Here is a 22,933-nt window from a genome sequence, read left to right on the forward strand (position 1 = left end):
GCCGCGTGCATGATCCCGTGTAAGCGGCATGCGGATTCGTCCGCAGCTGCACAGCGCACACCTCACCCGCCCCCGTCACGGCCGCTGCCACCACGGCGACTGTGACAGTCAGCAGACTAGGGACCCCCGCATGCGGAATCCGGAAGACAGCAAGATCGCCATCATCGGCCTGGGCTATGTCGGCCTGCCGCTGGCAGTAGAGTTCGGCAAGCACCACGACACGCTCGGCTTCGACATCAACGCCGCACGCATCGAGGAATTGCGCGCCGGCCGCGATAGCACGCTGGAGGTCGATGCCGACGAACTGGGCGCCGCCACGCGCCTGCGCTTCTCGGCCGCGCTGGACGACCTGCGCGACCGCGACGTCTACATCGTCACCGTGCCCACCCCGATCGACCAGGCCAAGCGCCCCGACCTGACGCCGCTGATCAAGGCCAGCCAGACCCTGGCCAAGGTGTTGAAGAAGGGCGACATCGTGGTCTACGAGTCCACCGTCTATCCCGGCTGCACCGAGGAAGTGTGCGTGCCGATCCTCGCCGAGGGCTCCGGACTGGTCTTCAACCAGGATTTCTTCGCCGGCTACAGCCCCGAGCGGATCAACCCGGGCGACAAGCTGCACCGCGTCACCGGCATCCTCAAGGTCACCTCCGGCTCTACCCCGGAAGTCGCCGATTTCGTGAATCGCCTGTACGGCTCGATCATCGTCGCCGGCACGCACAAGGCCAGCTGCATCAAGGTGGCCGAGGCGGCCAAGGTGATCGAGAACACTCAGCGCGACCTCAACATCGCGCTGGTCAACGACCTCGCGATCCTGTTCAACAAGCTCGGCATCGACACGCTGGAGGTGCTCGAAGCCGCCGGCACCAAGTGGAACTTCCTGCCGTTCCGTCCCGGCCTGGTCGGCGGCCACTGCATCAGCGTCGACCCCTACTACCTCACCCACAAGGCACAGGAAGTAGGTCACCACCCCGACGTGATCCTCGCCGGACGGCGCACCAACGACGGCATGGGTCCGTACATCGCCGGCGAAGTGATCCGCCTGATGGTACGCAAGGGCATCAACCCAGTGAACGCACGCGTGCTGCTGCTGGGCCTGGCGTTCAAGGAAAACTGCCCGGACCTGCGCAACACGCGCGTGGTCGACATCGTGCAGGCGCTGCACGGCTACAACACCACAGTGGACGTGCACGACCCCTGGGTGAATCCGGCCGAGGCCGCGCACGAATACGGCCTCACCCCGCTGGCGGAGCCCCCGATGGGCGCGTACGACGCGGTGATCGTGGCGGTGGGCCACCGGCAGTTCGTGGCACTGGGCGCCGCCGGCGTGCGCGCCTATGGCAAGCCGTCGTCCGTGCTCTACGATGTCAAATACGTGCTGCCACGCGACGCCGTGGACGGGAGGCTGTGATGGCGACCCTCGACACCTTGCTGCCGCCGGACCTGCAGGCGCGCGTGCGCGCCGAAACGGGCACGTGGCTGGTCACCGGTGCCGCCGGCTTCATCGGCTCCAACCTGGTCGAGGCCCTGCTGGGCCTGGGCCAGACCGTGGTGGGCCTGGACAACTTCGCCACCGGCCACCGGCGCAATCTGGACGAGGTCGAACGACTGGTCGGCCCCGCAGCCTGGTCGCGCTTCCGTTTCATCGATGGCGACATCCGCGAGCTCGCGGATTGCCGCGCCGCCTGCACCGGCGTGCGCCACGTGCTGCACCAGGCCGCGCTGGGCTCGGTACCCCGTTCCATCGAGGATCCGCTGGCCACTCACGCGGCCAATGCCACCGGCTTCATCAATATGCTGGTGGCCGCGCGCGACGCCGGCGTGACCAGCTTCACCTATGCCGCCTCCAGCTCCACCTACGGCGACGAACCCAGCCTGCCCAAGGTCGAAGACCGGATCGGCCGCGCGCTCTCGCCCTATGCGGTGACCAAGCTGCTCGACGAGATCTACGCCGAGGTGTTCGCGCGCTGCTATGGCTTCAAGGCCATCGGCTTGCGTTACTTCAACGTGTTCGGCCGTCGGCAGGACCCGGAGGGCGCCTACGCCGCGGTGATCCCGCAATGGATCGCCACCATGATCCGCGGCGAGAGCGTGTTCATCAACGGCGACGGCGAGACCACGCGCGACTTCTGCCACGTCGCCAACGCGGTGCAGGCCAACCTGCTGGCGGCACTGGCGGCCGACGAGCATCGCGACCTGATCTGCAACGTGGCGGTGGGCCAGCGCACCAGCCTCAACCAGTTGTTCGATGGACTGGTACAGCAGCTCGCGGTCGAAGGCGTGCGCTACGACAAGACCCCGGTCCACCGCGAGTTCCGCGCGGGCGACGTGCGCCATTCGCTGGCCGATATCGGCCGCGCCAACACGCGCCTGGGCTACACGCCCACCCACACCCTGGTCCAGGGCCTGGGCGAGGCGATGCCTTGGTACCTGGGCTTCATCGCGCAACAAGCCGCTCCCTGAGCAAGCTACGCGGGGCCACAAGCGCCCCGCGCAGGAACCGCCCCGCCCCGGCCCTCCCGCCGTGGGCCGCGCAAACCCACGAGTCCCCGCACCAGCCATAGACACAGTCCATGGCTGGCGGCCTTGTCATGCCCCATGCCGATGAATCTGCCCTTGTCACAGTCAATCACTGCCAAAAAATGTACGTTTTGTGACCTAATTGGCACATAGATGTATTGCGCATATGAGTATCAAGTGATATAGACAGCGGCCCTCGGCATTGCTACTCTTCAAAACCCACAGGCACTGGATGCCGGGAAGGGGGTTGAAGGAATGCTGCGGTTTCTGCATAGACAGTCCACACGTTGGCTGCTTCTACTGGCGGTAGCCGAGTTGCTGTTGCTTTGCGCGTCCCTGAACGCCGCCACCTGGCTACGTTTCGGCAACGGCAACGAGCTGCACCACCTGCCCGAGCGCTCGCTGCTGTTCGGCCTGATGCTGATGCTCGGCCTGGCGGCCATGGGCCAGTACCAGGTACACATGCGCGTCACCTGGTTCGGCCTGCTGGCACGCCAGGCGGTCGGCTTCGCGCTCGGCGGCCTGGGCCTGGTCGTGGCCTACTACGTGCTGCCGAAGGCCTACATGGGCCGCGGCGTGCTGGGCATCTCGCTGGTGGTCGGCTTCGTGGCGGTCACCGCGTTCCGCGCGGCCTTCCTGCGGCTGGTCGAGGTGGAGGCGCTCAAGCGGCGCGTACTGATCCTCGGCAGCGGCTCGCGTGCGGCGCAGATCCATAACCGCATGCGCCGCCGCGCCGACCGCCGCGGCTTCGTCGTGGTCGGCTTCGTGCCCCGCCCCGGCGAGACCGTCAACGTCCCCTCGGAGCTGCTGGTTACGCCCGATACTCCGCTGGATGTCTGGGCCGAACGGCAGCACATCGACGAGATCGTGGTCGGCGTCGACGACCGCCGCGGCAACCTGATGATGGACGAGCTGCTCGACTGCCGGCAGCTGGGCATCGAGGTCACCGACCTCACCACCTTCTTCGAGCGCGAATCCGGGCGTGTGCAGCTGTCGCTGACCTACCCCTCCTGGCTGGTCTACTCGGGCGGTTTCTATGCCTCTCCGATGCGCCGGCTCAGCAAACGCTGCTTCGACCTGGCCGCGGCGCTGCTGGTGCTGGTGCTGACCTGGCCGATGATGCTGCTGACGGCACTGGCCATCCGCATCGAATCGGGCCCGGGTCAACCCATCCTGTACCGCCAGGAGCGCGTGGGCGTGCGTGGCCGGACCTTCTGGCTGATCAAGTTCCGCAGCATGCGCACGGATGCCGAGCGCGATGGCGTGGCACGCTGGGCGGCCAAGAACGACAACCGCGTGACCCGCGTCGGCGGCTTCATCCGCAAGGTGCGGCTGGACGAGCTGCCGCAGCTGTGGAACGTACTCAAGGGCGAGATGAGCTTCATTGGCCCGCGCCCCGAGCGACCGCAGTTCGTCGCCGATCTGGCGCAGAAGATCCATTACTACAACCTGCGCCACTGCCTCAAACCCGGCCTGGCCGGCTGGGCGCAGCTGCGTTACCCCTATGGCGCATCCGAGGACGACGCTGCCGAAAAGCTCAAATACGACCTCTACTACGTCAAGAACAACAACCTGCTGTTCGACCTGCTGATCCTGATCCAGACGGTCGAGGTGGTGCTGTTCCGCCGCGGCGCACGCTGAGCGGCGGCGCCTGGCAGGGCAGATCCGGTAAGCCCATCTGATCCAAGGATTCGCCATGCCGAGTCGAAGCTCGCCGGACCACCCGGGTACGTCGCCCCCGCACACGTGGGGAATGGCGTCTGCGCCCCGCCGCAACTGGCACTGGCGCGCCGCGCTGGCGGCGACGGCGACGCTGTTGGCCGCCGTGGTGATGGCGCAAGCCATCGTGCGGAGCCGTAACGAGCACCCGGCGACGCACCTGGCCACGCCCTTGGCCGTTGCCCAGGAAACGCAGCAGGCGTCCTTCGCCGCATCGCCGGCCATCACCGCACGCACGCAGGCGACACCCACCGTCGCGTCGACGCGCGCGGCACGGATTGCGGCGGATGCCGAAACAGCCGTACAGCCCTCGTCGGACAGCCTGGCGTGGACCTATGAGGATTCACCGTGCGACAGCCGCGCCGGCGTCACGCCATCGCCCGATCCCTGTTCGCCCTCGCGGGTGCTGGCCCTGGTAGATACCGGGACGCGCGCAACACGCAACACCTCTGCACCCGCGCCCGCATCCGCGCCTGTGCCGGCGGCGGTCTCGGTGCAAGCCCTGGCCACAGTGACGCTGGCGCCGCATCCGCGGTTGCTGCTGGACAGCACCACGCTGGCTGCGCTGATCCAGCGCGCCACCAGCTCCAACCCGCAATGGACGGCACTGAAGGCACAGTGCGATTCCTACATCGGCGGCACGGTGGAATACCCCACGGGCAATGCCTACCCGAACCTGCCCAACATCGGCCAGGGCTACCAGGGCAGCAGCTACGTGCCCGCCCTGCTGGCCGAAGGCATGTGCTACCAGGTGCTCAAGACCAGCAACGCCTCGGCCGCCGCCAACTACGGCGCCAAGGCAGTGGACATCCTGCTCAAGATGTCCACCTCCGGCAGCCAGGGCCAGCCGCCCTGCACCGACAGCGGCTACGGCATGCGCTTCTACGGCGTGGGCATGGGCCTGGGCTACGACTGGGTGTATGAGCTGCTGACGCCGGCCCAGCGCACACAGGTCTACACCACCGCGAACGCGTGGATTACCGCCTGGGAAACGGCGAACGGCTGCGCCGATTTCGAGTACGCGCATCCGCAGAGCAACTACTACGCGGGTTACTTCCACGCCAAGGCGGCCATCGCCCTGGCGACCTACGAGGACAACCCTTCGGCGCCGGCGCAGTGGAGCGACTGGCTGAGCAACCAGTTCGCCGTGCGCGTGCAGCCGTACTACGCGCTGCACCTGGCGGGCGGCGGCTGGCCCGAGGGGTACTCCAACTACGCCTCGCTGGGCGTGCTCAACATGACCCTGCCCCTGCAGGAAGTAAAGACCGCCACCGGCCAGGACCTGGTGCATGCCAGCGCGCCCTACAACTACCCGCTGGACAGCGGCGAGTACGCGATGCACTTCACCTGGCCCTCGCGTGCCTATTTCGACGACCGCGACACCAACCATTCCGGCTCCGGTTCCGGCAGCCAGCCGCCGGGCACGACCCAGGTCGGGCTGTTCCAGCAACTGGTCGGCGCACTCGGCTACTGGGGTTCGCCACACACGGCGATCCTGCGCCAGTACCTGTCCGAGGTGAACGCCGCCACCAGCGGCTTCGGCGCGACGGATCCGTGGCTGCAATTCCTGGCGCTGGATCCGGCCGGCGCGGTGTCGCCGGTGAGCGGGCTGCCGCTGTCCTACTTCGCGCCGGGGCTGGGCGCGGTCGCCGCCCGCTCCGACTGGGGCACCAGCGCCAGCTGGATGTCTTTCCGCGCCGCACCCTATGCCAACAACCCGGCGCAAGGCGAAGAGTTCTTCGACCAGGGCAGCCTGGCCCTGGTCCACGGCGGCACGCCGTTGCTGCTCAACGCCACCGGCTGGATGGTGCACGACCCCAACGGCACCGCGGACGAGAACCTGATCTACACCGACAACTTCGGCAGCTTCAGCAGCAGCAACATCTACTCGGGCAACCGCCAGGAAGAGAACATCTTCTACGTGCGCAACATGAGCAACGGCACGCTGGCCGAACAGTTCGGCCAGTTCGCCAGCACCACCGAGAGCAACCAGGCCAGCACCAAGGTGGCCGCGTTCGAGGACGGCGGCAGCTATGCCTACGTGCTCGCCACCGGCCTGCAGGACATGTACCGCAGCTTCGCCGCCGGCAAGGCCGTGGCGAACTGGGCGCGCGAGGTGGTGTACCTGCGCCCGAACCGCTTCGTGGTCTACGACCGCACCACCGCCGGCAGCGCCAGCTACGACCAGTACCTGGCGTGGCACTTCCCGGCCAGCCCGACGACCAGCACGACGGCCGCCAGCGGCAAGCGGCTGGATGTCACCTACAGCGGCACCTATGCCGGCGCGATGACCGCCGTGCTGCCGCTGAATACCGCGCTGACCACTACGGCGATGTATCCGACCAGCAACCCGGCCAAAGCCTGGCAAGTGCAGGTGCGCGCACCCGCCACAGCCGTCAGCCAGCAGTGGCTGACGGTGTTCGATCTGTCCACCTCCAGCGCCGCGGTGGCCGCCGCCAAGCCGGTGACGGTCAACCAGGGCAGCATCCTCGGCGTGCAGCTGGCGGCGGCGGACGGCAGTTCGGTGATGGTCGGCAGCACCGGCGCGGCCGGCACGCCGATGACCGGCACGATCGCCTACACCGTCGACAACCTCGCCGCGCGACATGTGATCACCGAGCTGGCGCCGTCGGCCGGCTACACCGTGGCCGTCGCCACCACCGGCAACCAGCAGACCATCACGGTAACCCCGGGTGGCAGCACCACCAGCAGCGCCAACGGCGTGCTCAGCTTCACGGTAAGCGGCGGCACCGTGCAACAGCCGAAGTACGCACCGCCGGTGTCCGGCTTGCCGGTGTCCGGCTACCCCAGGCCGTACAAGGGATGACCGGGTAGCTGGATGGGCGCCATGTACGACAAGCCTTCAGCCATCCTGCTCGATGTCGGTGATGTGCATGCCGGCGCCGATTTCATTCGCGCGCCGCGCGTCCACCCCGTGGACGAACAGCGGCTGCCGCCCACGCACCACAAAGCCCTCGGCGCGCCATGCGGCGTGCACGGGCGCGGCGGCGGCCAGGCGGGCCTCGATCGCATCGAAGCCGGCCTCGTAGCCCATCCGGGCGAGCTCGCGTATCGCGCGGCGGTCGGCTTCGCGCATGCCGCCGGCAAACCAGGCGTCGGTCACGGTCATCAAGCCGGCTGCACGCACATTGGTCTCGCAGACGAACCAGGCCAGCAGCGGCGCACCTGGCGCCGGGGCGACCAGCAGGAAGCGGCGGCGTATCGCCGGCAGGCGGAGAAAGCGCCACTCGAGCATCTGCGTGCTGCGCACCGTGCACAGGCCGCTGCCGTGTTCGGACTGCTCCCACAGCGCCTGCATGCGCGGATCGACAGCGTCGCTCCAGGCCACGTGCAGGCCGGAACGCTGCCCCGGGATGCGCAGCCGGCGGCCTGTCGCGAGCACGCCATCCAGCAGCGCGCCACCGGCACGACCGAGCGGACCCGGCAACACGCGCGACGCATAGCCGCGGTAACGCAACGGCTTCACATGACGCAGCAACTGGCCAGCCACGGCAAAGCCGGCGCGTTTGCCGACTGCACCACCCTGCAAGTTGGTCATCGCATAGCCGAACGCGAAATGCTCCTGGCTGGCGAGCGCCACCGCACGGATCAATCCCACCGCCGGCTTGAGCGAGCGGTGTCCGGGCAGCACGACGAAATGGCTGGCGCAGGCGGCCAGCGCCTCGCGCCCCTGCCAGAGCATCGGCCGCGGACCGGCGCCGACGGTGCCCACGATCTCGCCGCTGGCGCGATGGCGCAGCAGCCGCAGCAGCGGACGTCCGAACGGGCAGTTCAGATAGAACACGTCGTACATGCGGTCGAGCTGGTCCCGCCAGCCGATATGGCCGCGCCAGATGCCGATGACAGTATCGCGATCCCGCTCGAGCTGGCCTTCGATCACTTCATAGCGATCGTCGGGAACGACATCCTGCATGTCCATGGCCTTCGGGTTGCTGAGGGCGGCGCCAGCGGATTCTGTGCGACGCCTGCTTTGCATACAAGACGAAATCACCACGCCGAGGGCCGCCATCGGCATGCAGCAGGGGAGCACCGGGCGATCCGGCGCACAGGCGGCGACAACGGCAATGGCACGACAGGGGTACGGCCATGAACCAGCACACGGCATGCATAGACATCGACTGGGCGACGTTCGACCCGTGGCGCGTGCAGCCGGTGCAGCATCGGCTGATGGAGCACCCGCTGCTGCAGCCGGACCGGCTGGTGGAGTTCGGCCGGCGCCTCGAACGGGCGGCGCAGCTCTACTCGTTCAGCAACGACGTCACCGCCGGCACCAATTTCAGCAAGGCGGGCAGCACCAACCCGAACCGCAAGTCCGCGCAGGAAACCCTGAAGGACATCGACCACGCCAAGGCATGGATGTTGCTTCGCCATGTACAGGGCGATCCGACCTACCGGGAGCTCGTCGATTCCGTGCTCGATGAAATCAAACCGCAGGTGGAACACAAGGACCCCGGCATGTGCTACCGGGCCGGCTGGATCTTCGTGTCCTCGCCGCACACGGTCACACCGTTCCACATCGACCGCAACCACGGCATCCTGCTGCAGATACGCGGCAGCAAGACCGTCTACGTATGGGATCCCGACGACGTCACGGTGGTGAACGACCGCGCCCGCGACTGGTTCCACGGCCATCGCGAACTCAGCCTGGTCGAGTGGCGCGAGGAGTTCCGTGCCCGCGCGCATGTGTTCCGGCTGCAACCCGGCATGGGTGTGTACATGCCGCTGACCAGCCCGCACATGGTCGAGACCAATGACGAGCCGTCGACGACGCTGAGCCTCAGTTACAACACCGACGCATCGCGCCGCAACGTGTTGCTGCACGTCGTGCGCGACCGCATGCGCGGCCTCGGAATCGGCTGGCCTCCGGTCGGTCGCAGCCCCGGCTTCGATGCATGGCTGCATGCCGCCGCACATGCCGCGGACGGCGCGCGCAGATACGTTCGCCGCCAACTCGGCCGGCCTGTCCATTTCGATGGAGCGCCCTACGCCTCAGACGATTGAGCGGGCAGACGGCCAGGCAGGCAGACAGTTAGATGGATATACAGATCATGACGCACGGCGAAACGCAAAACATGGAGTTGCTCGACGTGCTGCCTGGCGCCGTGGATGGCGCGGGCGACGCGTGGCGGCATCGGCAGTATCCGCTCGGCTCCGCACTCGCCGCCGCGCTGGCCGATGCCGTGCGCCGATCGCCGCTGGGTCCTGCGCAACTGCTGAGCGCAGCGCTGGCGCTGGTCGAATCGCGCCTGACCGGGGCAGACGTCGTGCTTGCGACGGTATCAGAGGCCAGCGGCGTCACCCAGGGTTCCATCGAGGTGCCACGCACGGGGTCGCGCGACGCATGGCTGGAAACCTGCGCGCGCGCGCTGCGTGAACCGGCGAGCGGATCGGCGGACAGCGTGTGGTGTGTCCGTGACGAGGCAGCGCCCGCTTGCGGCGACATGCCGGCGCAGCTGGTGTGGCAACTGCAACTGGTGGGCGACACGCAACTGCACGTCGATTTCCGTGGATCGCCGGGCGAGGCGTCCGTCGACCTGCTTGCGGGCTGCGTGCTGCGGACGCTCGCGGCATGCGCACAGCCAGCGGACGGCGCGCTGGAATCGATCGACATCCTCGATCCGGCCGAGCGTCGCCGGCTGCTGGTCGAATGGAATGCGACGGACGTGCCGCGCGATGCTGCCGACACGGTAGACGGCCTGTTTGCCGCCACCGCCAGGGAGCATGCGGACCGGATCGCGGTCATCGACGACCAGCGCAACCTGACCTACGCGCAACTGGACCGGCTGGCGACGGCGCTGGCGCTTCGCCTGCGCGATGCCGGCGTCGCGCAGGGCACGATCGTGGGCGTGATGCTGGATCGCTCGGTCGACGCGGTGGTCGCCATCCTCGGCGTACTGAAAGCGGGCGCCGCCTACCTGCCGCTCGACATGGCCTACCCGGCAGAGCGTGTGGCTTTCATGCTCGACGATGCCGAAGTGCGCATCGTGGTGACACCGCGCATCGCGCGGGCGCTGCCACTCGCCGATACGATCGTGCGCGTTTCCGTCGCTGCCGGGGAGCAGCCCGGCGATCCCGGCGCCATCGCAGCCGACCCCATCCGGCTCGACGGCGAAGCACTGGCCTACGTGATGTACACCTCCGGGTCGACTGGCACGCCGAAGGGCGTCGAGATCCGGCACCGTTCCATCATCCGCCTGGTACGTGACGTCGCATACATCGATCTGGGGCTAGACACACGGCTGTTGCACGCAGCACCGCTGGGCTTCGATGCCTCCACGCTGGAGATCTGGGGCGCCCTGCTCAATGGCGGTTGCGTCATCGTGCACGACGAAGCGGTACCGACCGGCGGCGGCCTCGCCCGCAGCATCACGCGGCACAACGTCAGCACGGCCTTCCTCACCACGGCGCTGTTCAATGCCATCGTGGATGTCGATCCCCGGCACCTGACCGGGCTGCGCGAACTGTTCACCGGCGGCGAGAAGGTCTCCGTACGGCATGTGCGCCGGGCGCTGGATGCGCTGCCCGGCACGACCATCGTCCATCCGTACGGCCCGACCGAATGCACGACATTCACCACCACCCATCGGATACCGCGCGACCTCGCAGCCGACGCGCGCACGATTCCGATCGGGCGGCCCATCGCTGACACGCGGCTCTATGTGCTGAACCGGCGCATGGAGCTGCTGCCGACCGGCGTCGTCGGCGAATTGTTCGTGGGCGGGGCCGGCGTCGCGCGCGGCTACCTGCGGCGTCCCGAATTGAGCGCCGAACGTTTCGTGCCCGATCCGTTCGGCAACGCGGGCGAACGCCTGTATCGCACCGGCGATCTGGTGCGCTACCTGCCGGACGGCGCCATCGAGTTCGTCGGCCGCATCGATGGCCAGGTCAAGATCCGCGGCTACCGCATCGAGACTGGCGAGATCGAGGCGGTGCTGGCGCGTCATCGCGCGATCGGCGCCTGCGCCGTGCAGGCGCGCGAAGACCAGCCCGGCCGCAAGCGCCTGGTCGCCTATTACGTAGGCAACGGCGTCGAGACCACCGCGCAGGCGCTGCGCGGCTACCTCGGCACCAGCCTGCCCGAGTTCATGGTGCCGGCATGCTATGTGCAGCTCGATGCGCTGCCGTTGACCACCAACGGCAAGCTCGACCGTCGCGCGCTGCCTGCGCCGGATTCCCGCCGGCCCGAACTTGCCGTGCCGTACGTGGAACCCGTCGGCCCGCTGGAGCAGCAGGCATGCGCCGTGTTCGGCGAACTGCTCGGACTGGACCGCGTGGGCCGCGACGACAACTTCTTCGAGCTGGGCGGCGATTCGCTGTCCGCCGTGCGCGCGGTCACCCGGCTCGGCAAGCTGGCGCCGCGCGAACTGACCATACCGATGTTCTTCCAGAACCCCACGCCGGCGGCGCTGGCGCAGGCGATGGCAGGAACCGCGCGGACCGCGCCCATCGCGTCCGGCTTGCTGCACGGCGGGCACGGCGCCGATGCAGAGCCGATCGCGATCATCGCGATGGCCGGACGCTTCCCTGGCGCCGACAACGTCGAGGCGTTCTGGCGCAACCTGTGCGAAGGCCAGGAATCGATCACCTTCTTCGGCGCCGACGAACTCGACCCGGGCATCGCGCGCGCGGAGCGCGACGACCCGTCCTATGTGGCCGCGCGCGGCATCATCGACGGCGTGGAGAACTTCGACGCCGCGTTCTTCGGCATCCCCCCGCGCGAGGCGGAGCTGATGGACCCGCAGCAGCGGATCTTCCTCGAACTGTGCTGGGAATGCCTGGAGCGCGCGGGCCATGCGCCGGGAACGCACACCGGACCGGTCGGCGTGTTCGGCGGCATGTACCACGCCACTTATTTCCAGCGTCATCTCAGTGCGCGGCCGGACCTGGTCGACAAGCTCGGCGCGTTCCAGGTGATGCTGGCCAACGAGAAGGATTTCCTGGCCACCCGTGTCGCGCACAAGCTCGACCTGACCGGCCCGGCAGTCAGCGTGAACACCGCTTGCTCGACGTCGCTGGTGGCGATCTGCCAGGCCTTCGACGCCTTGCGCGCCGGCCGTTGCACGATGGCGCTGGCCGGCGGCGCGTCGATCACCTGCCCGCCGCGCAGCGGCTATCTCGCCCAGGAAGGCACCATGCTTTCGCCGGACGGGCACACGCGCAGTTTCGACGCGGATGCGCGGGGCACGGTGTTCAGCGATGGCGCCGCGGTGGTCCTGCTCAAGCGGCTGTCCGACGCGATCGCCGACGGCGATCCGGTCTATGCGCTGATCCGTGGTGGCGCGGTGAACAACGACGGCGGCGGCAAGGCCAGCTTCATGGCGCCGAGCAGCGCGGGGCAAGCCGCGGTGATCGCCATGGCGCAGGCGGACGCCGGCGTCGACGCGCGCAGCATCAGCTACGTGGAAGCCCACGGCACGGCCACTCCGATCGGCGATCCGATCGAGATCGAGGGGCTGGCCAGCGCGTTCCGGCGCAGTACGAACGACGTCGGCTTTTGCCACGTCGGCTCGCTCAAGAGCAATGTCGGCCACATGGTGATCGCCGCCGGCGTAGCGGGCGTGATCAAGACGGCGTTCGCGCTGGCCGAGCAACGGATCCCGCCGACCCTGCATTTCCGCGCGCCCAACCCGGGTATCGATTTCGCCAGCTCGCCGTTCGTGGTCAACTCGCGCCTGCTGGAATGGCACGCCGACAGCGGGCCGTTGCGCGCGGGCGTCAGCTCGTTCGGCGTCGGCGGCACCAACGCACACGTGGTAATGGAACAGGCCCCCGCGCGGGAACCCTCCGATGCCGCCGACGGACCGCAGCTGCTGCTGTTGTCGGCGCGTACGCCGACAGCGCTCGCCGCGACGGCGGAACGCTTGGCAGCACACCTGGGCACGCAACCCGGCGAGAACCTCGCCGACGTGGCCTGGACGCTGGCGGTCGGCCGCAAAGCCTTCGCCCATCGCGCCGCCGTGGTGGCCGGCGACGCGGCCGAGGCGGCCTTGCGCCTCGCCGAAGTTGCCGCCGCCAGCGTGCGCAGCCACCCCAGCCAGCCGACCGACGTGGTGTTCCTGTTCCCGGGGCAGGGCTCGCCCTACCCCGGCATGGGCCGCGCGCTGCATGCCGCCGAGCCGGCGTTCCGCGAGGCTTTCGACGCCTGTGTGGCACATGCCGGCGAGGTGGCGGGCTTCGACCTGCGCGAACACATGTGGAGCGACGATCCCGCGGCGCTGCTGCCCACCGCGGTGATGCAGCCAGCAATCTTCACGATGGAATACGCGCTGGCGCAATGGTGGATGAGCCTGGGCGTGCAACCGGCGGCGATGCTCGGCCACAGCGTCGGCGAATTCGTCGCGGCGACGCTGGCCGGTGTGTTCGAGCTGCGCGATGCGATGCGTCTCGTCGTCCGCCGCGGCGCGCTGATGCAGGCACAGCCGGAAGGCGCCATGCTGTCGGTGCGGCTACCGCGCGAGGACGTGCTCGCGCGCCTGCCGGTGACGCTGTCGCTGGCCGTGGAAAACGCACCGGCTGCCTGCGTGGTGGCCGGACCGCACGCGGATGTCGCCGCGCTGCAGGCGGCGCTGGAGAAGGACGGTGTCGCCTGCCGCCTGCTGCGCACCTCGCACGCCTTCCACTCGGCGATGATGGAACCGGTGCTGGCGCCGTTCCGTGCCGAGGTGGAGCGCGTGCCGCGACAGGCGCCGCGCATCCCGCTGGTGTCGACCGCGACCGGCGACTGGCTGGGCGACGACGCAGCGCAGTCGATCGACTACTGGACACGCCACCTGCGCGAACCGGTGCGCTTCTCCACCGCGCTCGAACGCGTGCTCGACCGGCCAGCCCGCGTACTGTTGGAAGTGGGGCCTCGCGCCACGCTGTGTTCGCTGGCGCGCCAGCAGCCGCTGCTGCGCCAGCAGCGCATCGCCGCCCTGCCCTCGCTCGGCGACGCGCCCCAGCTGGAACCGATGCAGTTGCGCCAGGCCGTCGGCGAGCTGTGGCGCCAAGGTGCGGCCATCGACGCCGCACGGCTGGACCGGCGCGCACGGCGTCGGCGCGTATGCCTGCCCAGCTACCCGTTCGAACGCCAACGCCATTGGATCGACGCGCCCGCGGCATCGGGCGTCCACGCATCGTTGCCGCCCGCCACAACGTCCGAGTACCACGAAGGAACGCCCATCATGTCCGCGCCAACCGTGTCGTCCGTGGATCGCCAACCGCGCCTGATCGGCCAGCTCAAGGCCACCTTCGAGGATGTCGCCGGCATCGACCTGGCCGACGCCGATCCCGCCAGCCACTTCATCGAGTTGGGCCTGGACAGCCTGATGCTGACCCAGGTGGCGCTGCAGGTATCCAAGACCTTCGCGGTGCCGGTGAGCTTTCGCCAGCTGATGGGCGACTGCTCCAGCTTCGCGCAACTGGCCGCGCTGCTCGACGCGCAGCTGCCGCCTGAGGCACCCGCCGCGGCAGCGGCACCCGCCCCGCTGCAACCGGCCCCGTTGGCGATGCCGTCGCTGCCGGCCATGGCCGGCGCGGCGCCAGACAGCTACGTGCAGCAGGTGATCGCGCAGCAGATGCAACTGATGGCCCAGCAACTGGCCCTGCTCGGCGTCGCGCCATCGGCGCCGGCCGCCGTGCCGTCGCCCGTGACCGCCGCGCCAGCACCCGCCGCACCCGTCGCGACCGCGGCTCCGGTGGTGGACGAGGAGGCCGCGCTGGCCCACACCCGCTACGACGTCAAGAAGGCCTTCGGCGCGATCGCGCGCATCGACACCGGCAAGTTCGAGCTCACGCCGCGCCAGCAGGGCCGGCTGGACCGCTTCGTCGAACGCTACGCGGCGCGCACGCGCAAGTCGAAGGAGTACACCCAGGCGCATCGCCCGCACATGGCCGACCCGCGTGTGGTCAACGGCTTCCGTCCCCTGCTCAAGGAAATCGTCTACCAGATCGTCATCGAGCGCTCCAAGGGCGCCCACCTGTGGGACCTCGACGGCAACGAATACGTCGACGCGCTGAACGGCTTCGGCATGAGTCTGTTCGGCTGGCAGCCGGATTTCGTGCTGGATGCCGTGCGCAGGCAGCTCGATCTCGGCTACGAGATCGGCCCGCAGCATCCGCTGGCCGGCGAAGTGGCGAAGCTGGTCTGCGAGGTCACTGGGCATGAGCGCGCCGCGTTGTGCAACACCGGCTCCGAGGCGGTGCTGGGCGCGCTGCGCATCGCGCGCACGGTGACCGGGCGCGAGACCGTGGTGCTGTTCACCGGCGCCTACCACGGCATCGTGGACGAAGTGATCGTTCGCGGCACCAAGAAGCTGCGCGCGGTGCCGGCCGCGCCGGGCATCCTGCGCAACACCGCCGAACACGTGCTGGTGCTCGACTACGGCACGCCGGAGTCGCTGGAAATCATCCGCGAGCGAGCGCACGAGCTGGCCGCCGTGCTGATCGAGCCGGTGCAGAGCCGGCGGCCGGATTTCCGTCCGGTCGAATTCTTGCGCGAGGTACGTGCGATCACCGCGGCCAGCGGCACCTTGTGCATCTTCGACGAGATCGTCACCGGCTTCCGCAGCCATCCCGGCGGCACCCAGGCGCTGTTCGATATCCGCGCCGACCTCGCCACCTACGGCAAGGTCGTGGGCGGCGGCTATCCGATCGGAGTGATCGCAGGCAAACGCGAATACATGGATGCGTTGGACGGCGGCCAATGGCAGTACGGCGACGACTCGATCCCCACTGTGGGCGTCACTTATTTCGCCGGCACCTTCGTGCGCCACCCGCTGGCGCTGGCCGCGGCGAAGGCGGTGCTCGAGCACGTGCGCGACGCCGGGAGCGCGCTGCAGGAACGGCTCAATGCGCGCACCGCGGCAATGGCCGACGAGCTCAACGGTTTCTTCGTGGAAGTGGGCGCGCCGATCGCGGTCAAGCAGTTCGCTTCGCTGTGGAAGACCCAGTTCCTGGAGGAGCATCCGCTGCAGGATCTGCTGTTCGCGATGATGCGCAGCCGCGGCGTGCACATCCTCGACAACTTCCCGTGCTTCTTCACCACCGCGCACAGCGAGGCGGATTTCCAGAAGATCACCCAGGCCTACAAGGAATCGGTGGCCGAGTTGCAGGAAGCCGGTTTCCTGCCGCGCAACGTTCCCCCGGCGCAGACGGTGATGGATGCGGGCAAGCCGCCCGTGCCCGGCGCGCGGCTCGGCCGCGAGCCCGACGGGCGGCCGTGCTGGTTCGTGCCCAACCCCGCGCAACCGGGCAAATACATGAAGGTCGAGTCATGAACACGCCCATGGACGCGCATGCCGGCCTCTCGGCTGTCGACTACGATCCGTTCGCCAGCCCAGCGCTCGAACGCGTGGTGCCCAGCACCGAGGCGCAGCGCGAAATCTGGCTGGCCGCCAAGCTGGGCGAAGACGCTTCGCTGGCCTATAACGAAGCGGTAGCGCTGCACCTGCACGGCGCGCTGGACCGCACGGCCATGCTCGACGCGCTGCAAGCGCTGGTCGATCGCCACGATGCGTTGCGCGCCAGTTTCGGCCCGGACGGCGAGACCTTCTGCGTGGCCGGCGGCGTCGCACTCGACGTGCGCCAGACCGACCTGGGCACGCTCGATGCATCCACGCGCATTGCCGCGCTGGAGGAGCGTCGCGCGCAAGTCGTGCTGCTGCCGTTCGACCTGGAAACCGGACCGCTGTTCCGCGCCGAACTGCTGCGCCTGGGCGAGGGCGAGCACGTGCTGCTGCTCAGCGCGCACCACCTGGTCTGCGACGGCTGGTCGTGGTGGGTGGTCCTGCGCGAACTGGGTACGCTGTACGCGTTGCGCAGCGGCGCCGGCAACGCAACCCTGCCGCCAGCCCCCTCGTTCGCCGACTACGCCTTGCAATGCGCCGGTCAGGCGGACCGCCACGCCCGCTCCGCCGACGAGGCCTGGTGGGTAGCGCATCACGCCCATCGTCCACCGGCGCTGGACCTGCCGGGCGACCGCCCGCGGCCGCCACGGCGCGGCTTCGCTGCCGGCCGCGAGGATCATGTGCTCGGCGCCGACCTGGTCGGCGCCTTGCGCCACCTGGGCGCGCGTCACGGCGCAAGCCTGTTCGCCACCTTGCTGGGCAGTTTCGCCGGCTTGCTCGGCCGGCTGGCCGGGCAGGACGAAGTCGTGCTCGGCATCCCCGCCGCAGCGCAGGCGAACGAAGGCCTGGGCGACCTGGTCGGCCACGGCGTCAATCTGCTGCCGCTGCGCTGCACGGCCGATCCGGCACTGCCGTTCACGCAGCTGCTTGGCGCGGCGGGCGGCGAGCTGCTCGATGCGTTGGAGCACCAGCGCTGCACCTTCGGCAGCCTGCTGCAGCAGTTGGACATCGCGCGCGATCCCGCGCGCCTGCCGCTGGTCAGCGTGCTGTTCAACATCGACCAGGCGCTGGAGCAGGAAGGCGAGGCCTTCCCTGGGCTGCGGCTGGACTTCGCCAGCGTGCCTCGCCGCTACGAGAACTTCGAACTGTTCATCAACGCGGTGCAGGAACATGGTGGCCTGCGCCTGGAATGCCAGTACAACAGCGGCCTGTTCGACGCAGCCACCGTGCGTCGCTGGCTACGCGCCTACGAGGCCTTGCTGCGTGCCGCCGTGACGCAGCCCGACCATCCGCTCGGCGCTCTGCCACTGGTCGACGCGGCGGCACAGAGCGAGCTGGCCGGACTGCAGCCGCCCGCGCGCCATTGGAGCGGCCCGTCGACCATGCACGGCGCGTTCGAGCGGCAGGCCTCGGCCACGCCCGAGCGCACCGCGCTGTGCTGCGGCGCCGAGACGCTGAGCTACCGCGCCCTCGACGAACGCGCCAACCGCATCGCCCATCACCTGATCGCCCAAGGCGTCGGACCCGGTGCACTGGTCGGCATCGCGCTGGAGCGTGGCCCCGACATGCTCGCCGCCTTGCTCGGCACCCTCAAGGCCGGCGCCGGCTACGTCCCGCTCGATCCCGGCTTCCCCGCCGAACGCCTCGCCTACATGGCCGAGGACGCCAAGCTGGCCGCCTTGCTCACCCAGTCGTCCCAGGCCGCCCGCTTCCACCTCGACGGCCGCCCGGTGATCGCGCTCGATGCGCCGCCGCCCGGCTGGGAGACGCTGCCGATCACCGCGCCGGCCTTGTCCGTCGATCCGCAGTCCATTGCCTACGTCATCTACACCTCCGGCTCCACCGGTCGGCCCAAGGGCGTCGCCATTCCGCACCGCGCCGTCGCCAACTTCCTCGCCAGCATGGCCGAACGTCCTGGCCTGCGCGGCGACGATCGCCTGCTGGCGGTCACCACGCTCTCCTTCGACATCGCGGTGCTGGAACTGCTTGGTCCGCTCGGCGTGGGCGGCACGGTGGTGCTGGCCACGCGCGAGCAGGCGATGGATGGCGCAGCACTGCAGGCGCTGCTGGCCGACCACGGCATCACCCTGATGCAGGCCACCCCCGCCAGCTGGCGCATGCTGCTGCAGGCCGGCTGGCAGGGCGGCGCTTTCTTCTGTGCGCTGTGCGGCGGCGAGGCGTTGGCGCCGGATCTGGCGGCGGCACTGCTGGCGCGTTGCGGCGAGGTGTGGAATCTCTACGGCCCCACCGAGACCACGGTGTGGTCGACCTGCGCGAAGCTGGAAAAGGACCAGCCGATCCGCATCGGCGCACCCATCGCCAACACCACCGTGTGGGTGCTGGACGAGCGGCGCCAGCCCTGTCCGCTCGGCGTGCCGGGCGAGCTGTGGATCGGTGGCGCCGGCGTGGCGCTGGGTTACCTGCACCGGGCGGAGCTCACCGCCGAGCGCTTCATCGCCGATCCCTTCAGCGACGAACCCGGCGCGCGCCTCTACCGCACCGGCGACCGCGGCCGCTGGCAGCCCGATGGCTCGCTCGAACACCTCGGTCGCGCCGACTTCCAGATCAAGCTCCGCGGCTTCCGCATCGAACCTGGCGAGATCGAAGCGCAGCTGGCCGGCCATCCGCCGGTGACGCAAGCCTTGGTGATGGTGCGCGAGGATCGTCCGGGCGACGCGCGCCTGGTTGCCTATCTGGCGAGCGAAACGCCGGTGGACGAGGCCGCCTTGCGCAGCCGCCTGCGCGAACGCCTGCCCGAATACATGCTGCCGCAGCACTTCGTGGTGCTGGCTGCGCTGCCGCTGCTGCCCAACGGCAAGATCGATCGCGCCCGGCTGCCGGCGCCGCTCGCCGCCGCGCCGGCCATCGCGCGCGCCGCGCCACGCGACGAATTGGAGCGTCAGATCGCGCAGGCGATGGCGGCCGTGCTGGGCGGACTGGAGCCGGGCCTGGATGACGACTTCTTCGAGCACGGCGGGCACTCTCTGCTCGCCGCGCAACTCACCGCGCGCCTCAATCGCGAGCTGGGTCTGGCGCTGCCGCTGCGTACCCTGTTCGAGGCGCCGACCGTGGCGCGGCTGGCAGCAGCGATTCGCGCGGCAGGCGCGGCAGGCAAACAGGCGCCGCGCCAGATCGCGCGCCTGGCTGACCGCGAACACGCGCCGCTGTCGCTGATGCAGCAACGCGTGTGGTACCTCGAACAGCTCAGGCCCGGCGGCGTGGCGTTTCACACACCGTCGGCGCATCGCCTGAGCGGATCGCTGGATCTCGCCGCCTTCGAGCAGACGCTGCGCACCATGGTCCGGCGCCAGCCGGTGCTGCGCACCTCGATCGAGCCAGACGCGGCGGGCGCGATGCAGCACATCCACGCCGAACTGGACGTGGAGCTGCCGCTCGAGGATCTCTCCGGCATGCCGGCAGACGAACGCGATGCCTGGCTGCGGCGCCGGCTGGACGCGCTGATCGCCGAACCGTTCGACCTGGCTACGCCGCCGCTGTTCCGCGCCCGGTTGTTCCGGCTGGGCGAGCAGGAACACGTGTTCTTCTTCATGACCCACCACATCGTCTGGGACGGCTGGTCGTTCGACCTGCTGTACCGGGAGCTGAGCGCGCTCTACGACGCGTTCCGCACCGGCCAGCCCGATCCGCTGCCGCCGCTGGCGGTCGAGTACGGCGACTTCGCCGCGTGGCAGCGGCAGTGGATGCAAGGCGAAGAGCTGCAGCGCCAGCTCGACCATTGGCTGTCGCACCTCAAGGGCGGGATCGAACCGCTGGCGCTGCCCGCCGACCGCGCGCGACCGACGCGCATGTCCGGCGCCGGCGCCACCGAGTGGATCGTGCTGCCGTCCGATCGGCTGGCTGCCGTACACGCGCTGGCGCAGCAGGCCGGCACCACGCCGTTCGTGGTGCTGCTCGCGGCCTACTTCGCGCTGCTGCACCGGCTCGGCGGCCAACGCGACCTGGTAGTGAGCACGCCGGTGCGCGGCCGCGACACGGTGGAGCTGGAAACGGTGATGGGCTTCTTCGTCAACGCGCTGCCGCTGCGCCTGGCGATCGATCCGCAGGCCAGCTTCCTCGACACCTTGCATGTGGTACGCGCGATGGTGCTCGACGCCTTCGCCTGCCCCGACGTGCCGTTCGAGCACCTGGTCAAGGCACTGCGCCTGCCGCGTGACGAGAGCCGCCCGCCGCTGGCGCAGGCGATGTTCTCGTTCCAGGACGTGCGCGGCCGCGCCACCACCTGGGGCGGCCTGCAGCACGAACACCTGCCGGTGTTCCAGCGCGGCAGCACCGAGGATCTGGGTTTGTGGTTCATCGAGCAGGAGCAGCGCCTGCTCGGCGGCATGGGCTTCAATGCCGACATCTTCGACCCATCCACCGCCGCGCGTTTCCGCCGCGGCTACGAAACCCTGCTGGAAGGTGCGCTGGCCGATCCGCGCCAATCGATCGCGCAACTGCCATTGCTGCCGGCGAGCGAACTGGCGCAACTGCGGCGCTGGAACGCCACCGCGGCGGCGATTCCGCTGCCGACCATGCACGGCGCGTTCGAACGGCAGGCCTCGGCCACGCCCGAGCGCACCGCGCTGTGCTGCGGCGCCGAGACGCTGAGCTACCGCGCCCTCGACGAACGCGCCAACCGCATCGCCCATCACCTGATCGCGCAAGGCGTCGGACCCGGTGCACTGGTCGGCATCGCGCTGGAGCGTGGCCCCGACATGCTCGCCGCCTTGCTCGGCACCCTCAAGGCCGGCGCCGGCTACGTCCCGCTCGATCCCGGCTTCCCCGCCGAACGCCTCGCCTACATGGCCGAGGACGCCAAGCTGGCCGCCTTGCTCACCCAGTCCTCCCAGGCCGCCCGCTTCCACCTCGACGGCCGCCCGGTGATCGCGCTCGATGCGCCGCCGCCCAGTTGGGAAACACTGCCGATCACCGCACCGGCCTTGTCCGTCGATCCGCAGTCCATCGCCTACGTCATCTACACCTCCGGCTCCACCGGTCGGCCCAAGGGCGTCGCCATTCCGCACCGCGCCGTCGCCAACTTCCTCGCCAGCATGGCCGAACGTCCTGGCCTGCGCGGCGACGATCGCCTGCTGGCGGTCACCACGCTCTCCTTCGACATCGCGGTGCTGGAACTGCTCGGTCCGCTCGGCGTGGGCGGCACGGTGGTGCTGGCCACGCGCGAGCAGGCGATGGATGGCGCAGCACTGCAGGCGCTGCTGGCCGACCACGGCATCACGCTGATGCAGGCCACCCCCGCCAGCTGGCGCATGCTGCTGCAGGCCGGCTGGCAGGGCGGCGCTTTCTTCCGTGCGCTGTGCGGCGGCGAGGCGTTGGCGCCGGATCTGGCGGCGGCGCTGCTGGCGCGTTGCGGCGAGGTGTGGAATCTCTACGGCCCCACCGAGACCACGGTGTGGTCGACCTGCGCGAAGCTGGAAAAGGACCAGCCGATCCGCATCGGCGCACCCATCGCCAACACCACCGTGTGGGTGCTGGACGAGCGGCGCCAGCCCTGTCCGCTCGGCGTGCCGGGCGAGCTGTGGATCGGCGGCGCCGGCGTGGCGCTGGGTTACCTGCACCGGGCGGAGCTCACCGCCGAGCGCTTCATCGCCGATCCCTTCAGCGACGAACCTGGCGCGCGCCTCTACCGCACCGGCGACCGCGGCCGCTGGCAGCCCGACGGCTCACTCGAACACCTCGGCCGCGCCGACTTCCAGATCAAGCTCCGCGGCTTCCGCATCGAGCCTGGCGAGATCGAATCCATCGCCCGCGAGGATGCCGCCGTGACCGATGCCGCCGCCGTGGTGTGCCTACTCGGCGCCAGCGACCAGCGTCTGGTGCTTTACCTGGTCGCCGACGAGGCCGAAACCACGCTGCTACCGCGACTGCGCAACGCGATGGAAGCGCAGTTGCCCGGCTATATGCGACCGCAGCACTTCGTGCGGATGGACGCTTTCCCGCAGACTCCCAACGGCAAGCTCGACCGCAAGGCGCTGCCGCCCGCCGTGACGGCGGCGGACGCGTGCGATCCGGTGCCGCGCGTCGAGGACGCCGATCCGCGCCGCAGCTACCTGGGCAAGGTGTGGCGCGAGCTGACCGGCGTGGCGGACGTGGCGCCGCAGGACAATTTTTTCGACGTGGGCGGCCATTCGCTGCTGGCGGTAGAGCTGGTCATGCGCGTGCAGCGCGAGACCGGTGTGCGGCTGAGCTTGCTGGACATCGCCAGCAGCACGCTGGCCGCGCTGGCCGGGCAACTGCCCGAGCCCGCCGCGGCCGGACAGAACGGCCATTTCGGCCATCGCCTGCGGCGGCTGCTGGGGCTGCACTGATGCGCAGCTCGCAGATACCACCGT

8 protein-coding genes are annotated in these 22,933 nt (G+C 69.4%); 7 read left to right on the top strand and 1 reads right to left on the bottom strand.

Going from position 1 to position 22,933, the window contains the following annotated elements; all coding sequences use genetic code 11:
* The first annotated feature begins 130 nt into the window (after positions 1-130).
* From tviB to ISP14_RS07255, 4 genes are all read left to right on the top strand, one after another.
* Positions 131-1,408, top strand: coding sequence for a Vi polysaccharide biosynthesis UDP-N-acetylglucosamine C-6 dehydrogenase TviB (tviB, locus tag ISP14_RS07240; RefSeq protein WP_404537625.1), 1,278 nt, complete (start codon positions 131-133; stop codon positions 1,406-1,408).
* Positions 1,408-2,460, top strand: coding sequence for an SDR family oxidoreductase (locus ISP14_RS07245; RefSeq protein ID WP_404537627.1), 1,053 nt, complete (start codon positions 1,408-1,410; stop codon positions 2,458-2,460). Before tviB ends, ISP14_RS07245 begins: the two co-directional genes overlap by 1 nt.
* 312 nt (positions 2,461-2,772) lie before the next feature.
* Positions 2,773-4,158 (top strand): TIGR03013 family XrtA/PEP-CTERM system glycosyltransferase, encoded by a 1,386-nt coding sequence (locus ISP14_RS07250; protein WP_404537629.1) that lies wholly within the window; start codon positions 2,773-2,775, stop codon positions 4,156-4,158.
* A 112-nt stretch (positions 4,159-4,270) separates the two neighbouring features.
* The gene (locus ISP14_RS07255) at positions 4,271-7,063 is read left to right on the top strand and encodes a hypothetical protein (RefSeq protein ID WP_404537631.1); all 2,793 of its coding nucleotides are present in this window, start codon (positions 4,271-4,273) and stop codon (positions 7,061-7,063) included.
* Between the two features lie 36 nt (positions 7,064-7,099).
* Here ISP14_RS07255 and ISP14_RS07260 read toward each other — a convergent pair whose 3' ends face one another.
* A complete protein-coding gene (locus ISP14_RS07260; protein WP_404537633.1) occupies positions 7,100-8,170 on the bottom strand; it encodes a hypothetical protein in 1,071 nt (356 codons plus the stop codon).
* Between the two features lie 173 nt (positions 8,171-8,343).
* Between ISP14_RS07260 and ISP14_RS07265 the strand changes: the two genes are divergently transcribed.
* The 3 genes from ISP14_RS07265 to ISP14_RS07275 are packed head-to-tail and all read left to right on the top strand — an operon-like array spanning position 8,344 to position 22,909.
* Positions 8,344-9,258: a cupin-like domain-containing protein gene (locus ISP14_RS07265; RefSeq protein WP_404537635.1), complete on the top strand. Its 915-nt coding sequence runs from the start codon at positions 8,344-8,346 to the stop codon at positions 9,256-9,258.
* A 47-nt stretch (positions 9,259-9,305) separates the two neighbouring features.
* Positions 9,306-16,514: a hybrid non-ribosomal peptide synthetase/type I polyketide synthase gene (locus tag ISP14_RS07270; protein WP_404537636.1), complete on the top strand. Its 7,209-nt coding sequence runs from the start codon at positions 9,306-9,308 to the stop codon at positions 16,512-16,514.
* Positions 16,511-22,909: an amino acid adenylation domain-containing protein gene (locus tag ISP14_RS07275; protein ID WP_404537638.1), complete on the top strand. Its 6,399-nt coding sequence runs from the start codon at positions 16,511-16,513 to the stop codon at positions 22,907-22,909. Before ISP14_RS07270 ends, ISP14_RS07275 begins: the two co-directional genes overlap by 4 nt.
* Positions 22,910-22,933: the final 24 nt, after the last annotated feature.

The organism is Dyella agri, from assembly GCF_044904705.1.
Lineage (GTDB): Bacteria > Pseudomonadota > Gammaproteobacteria > Xanthomonadales > Rhodanobacteraceae > Rhodanobacter_A > Rhodanobacter_A agri.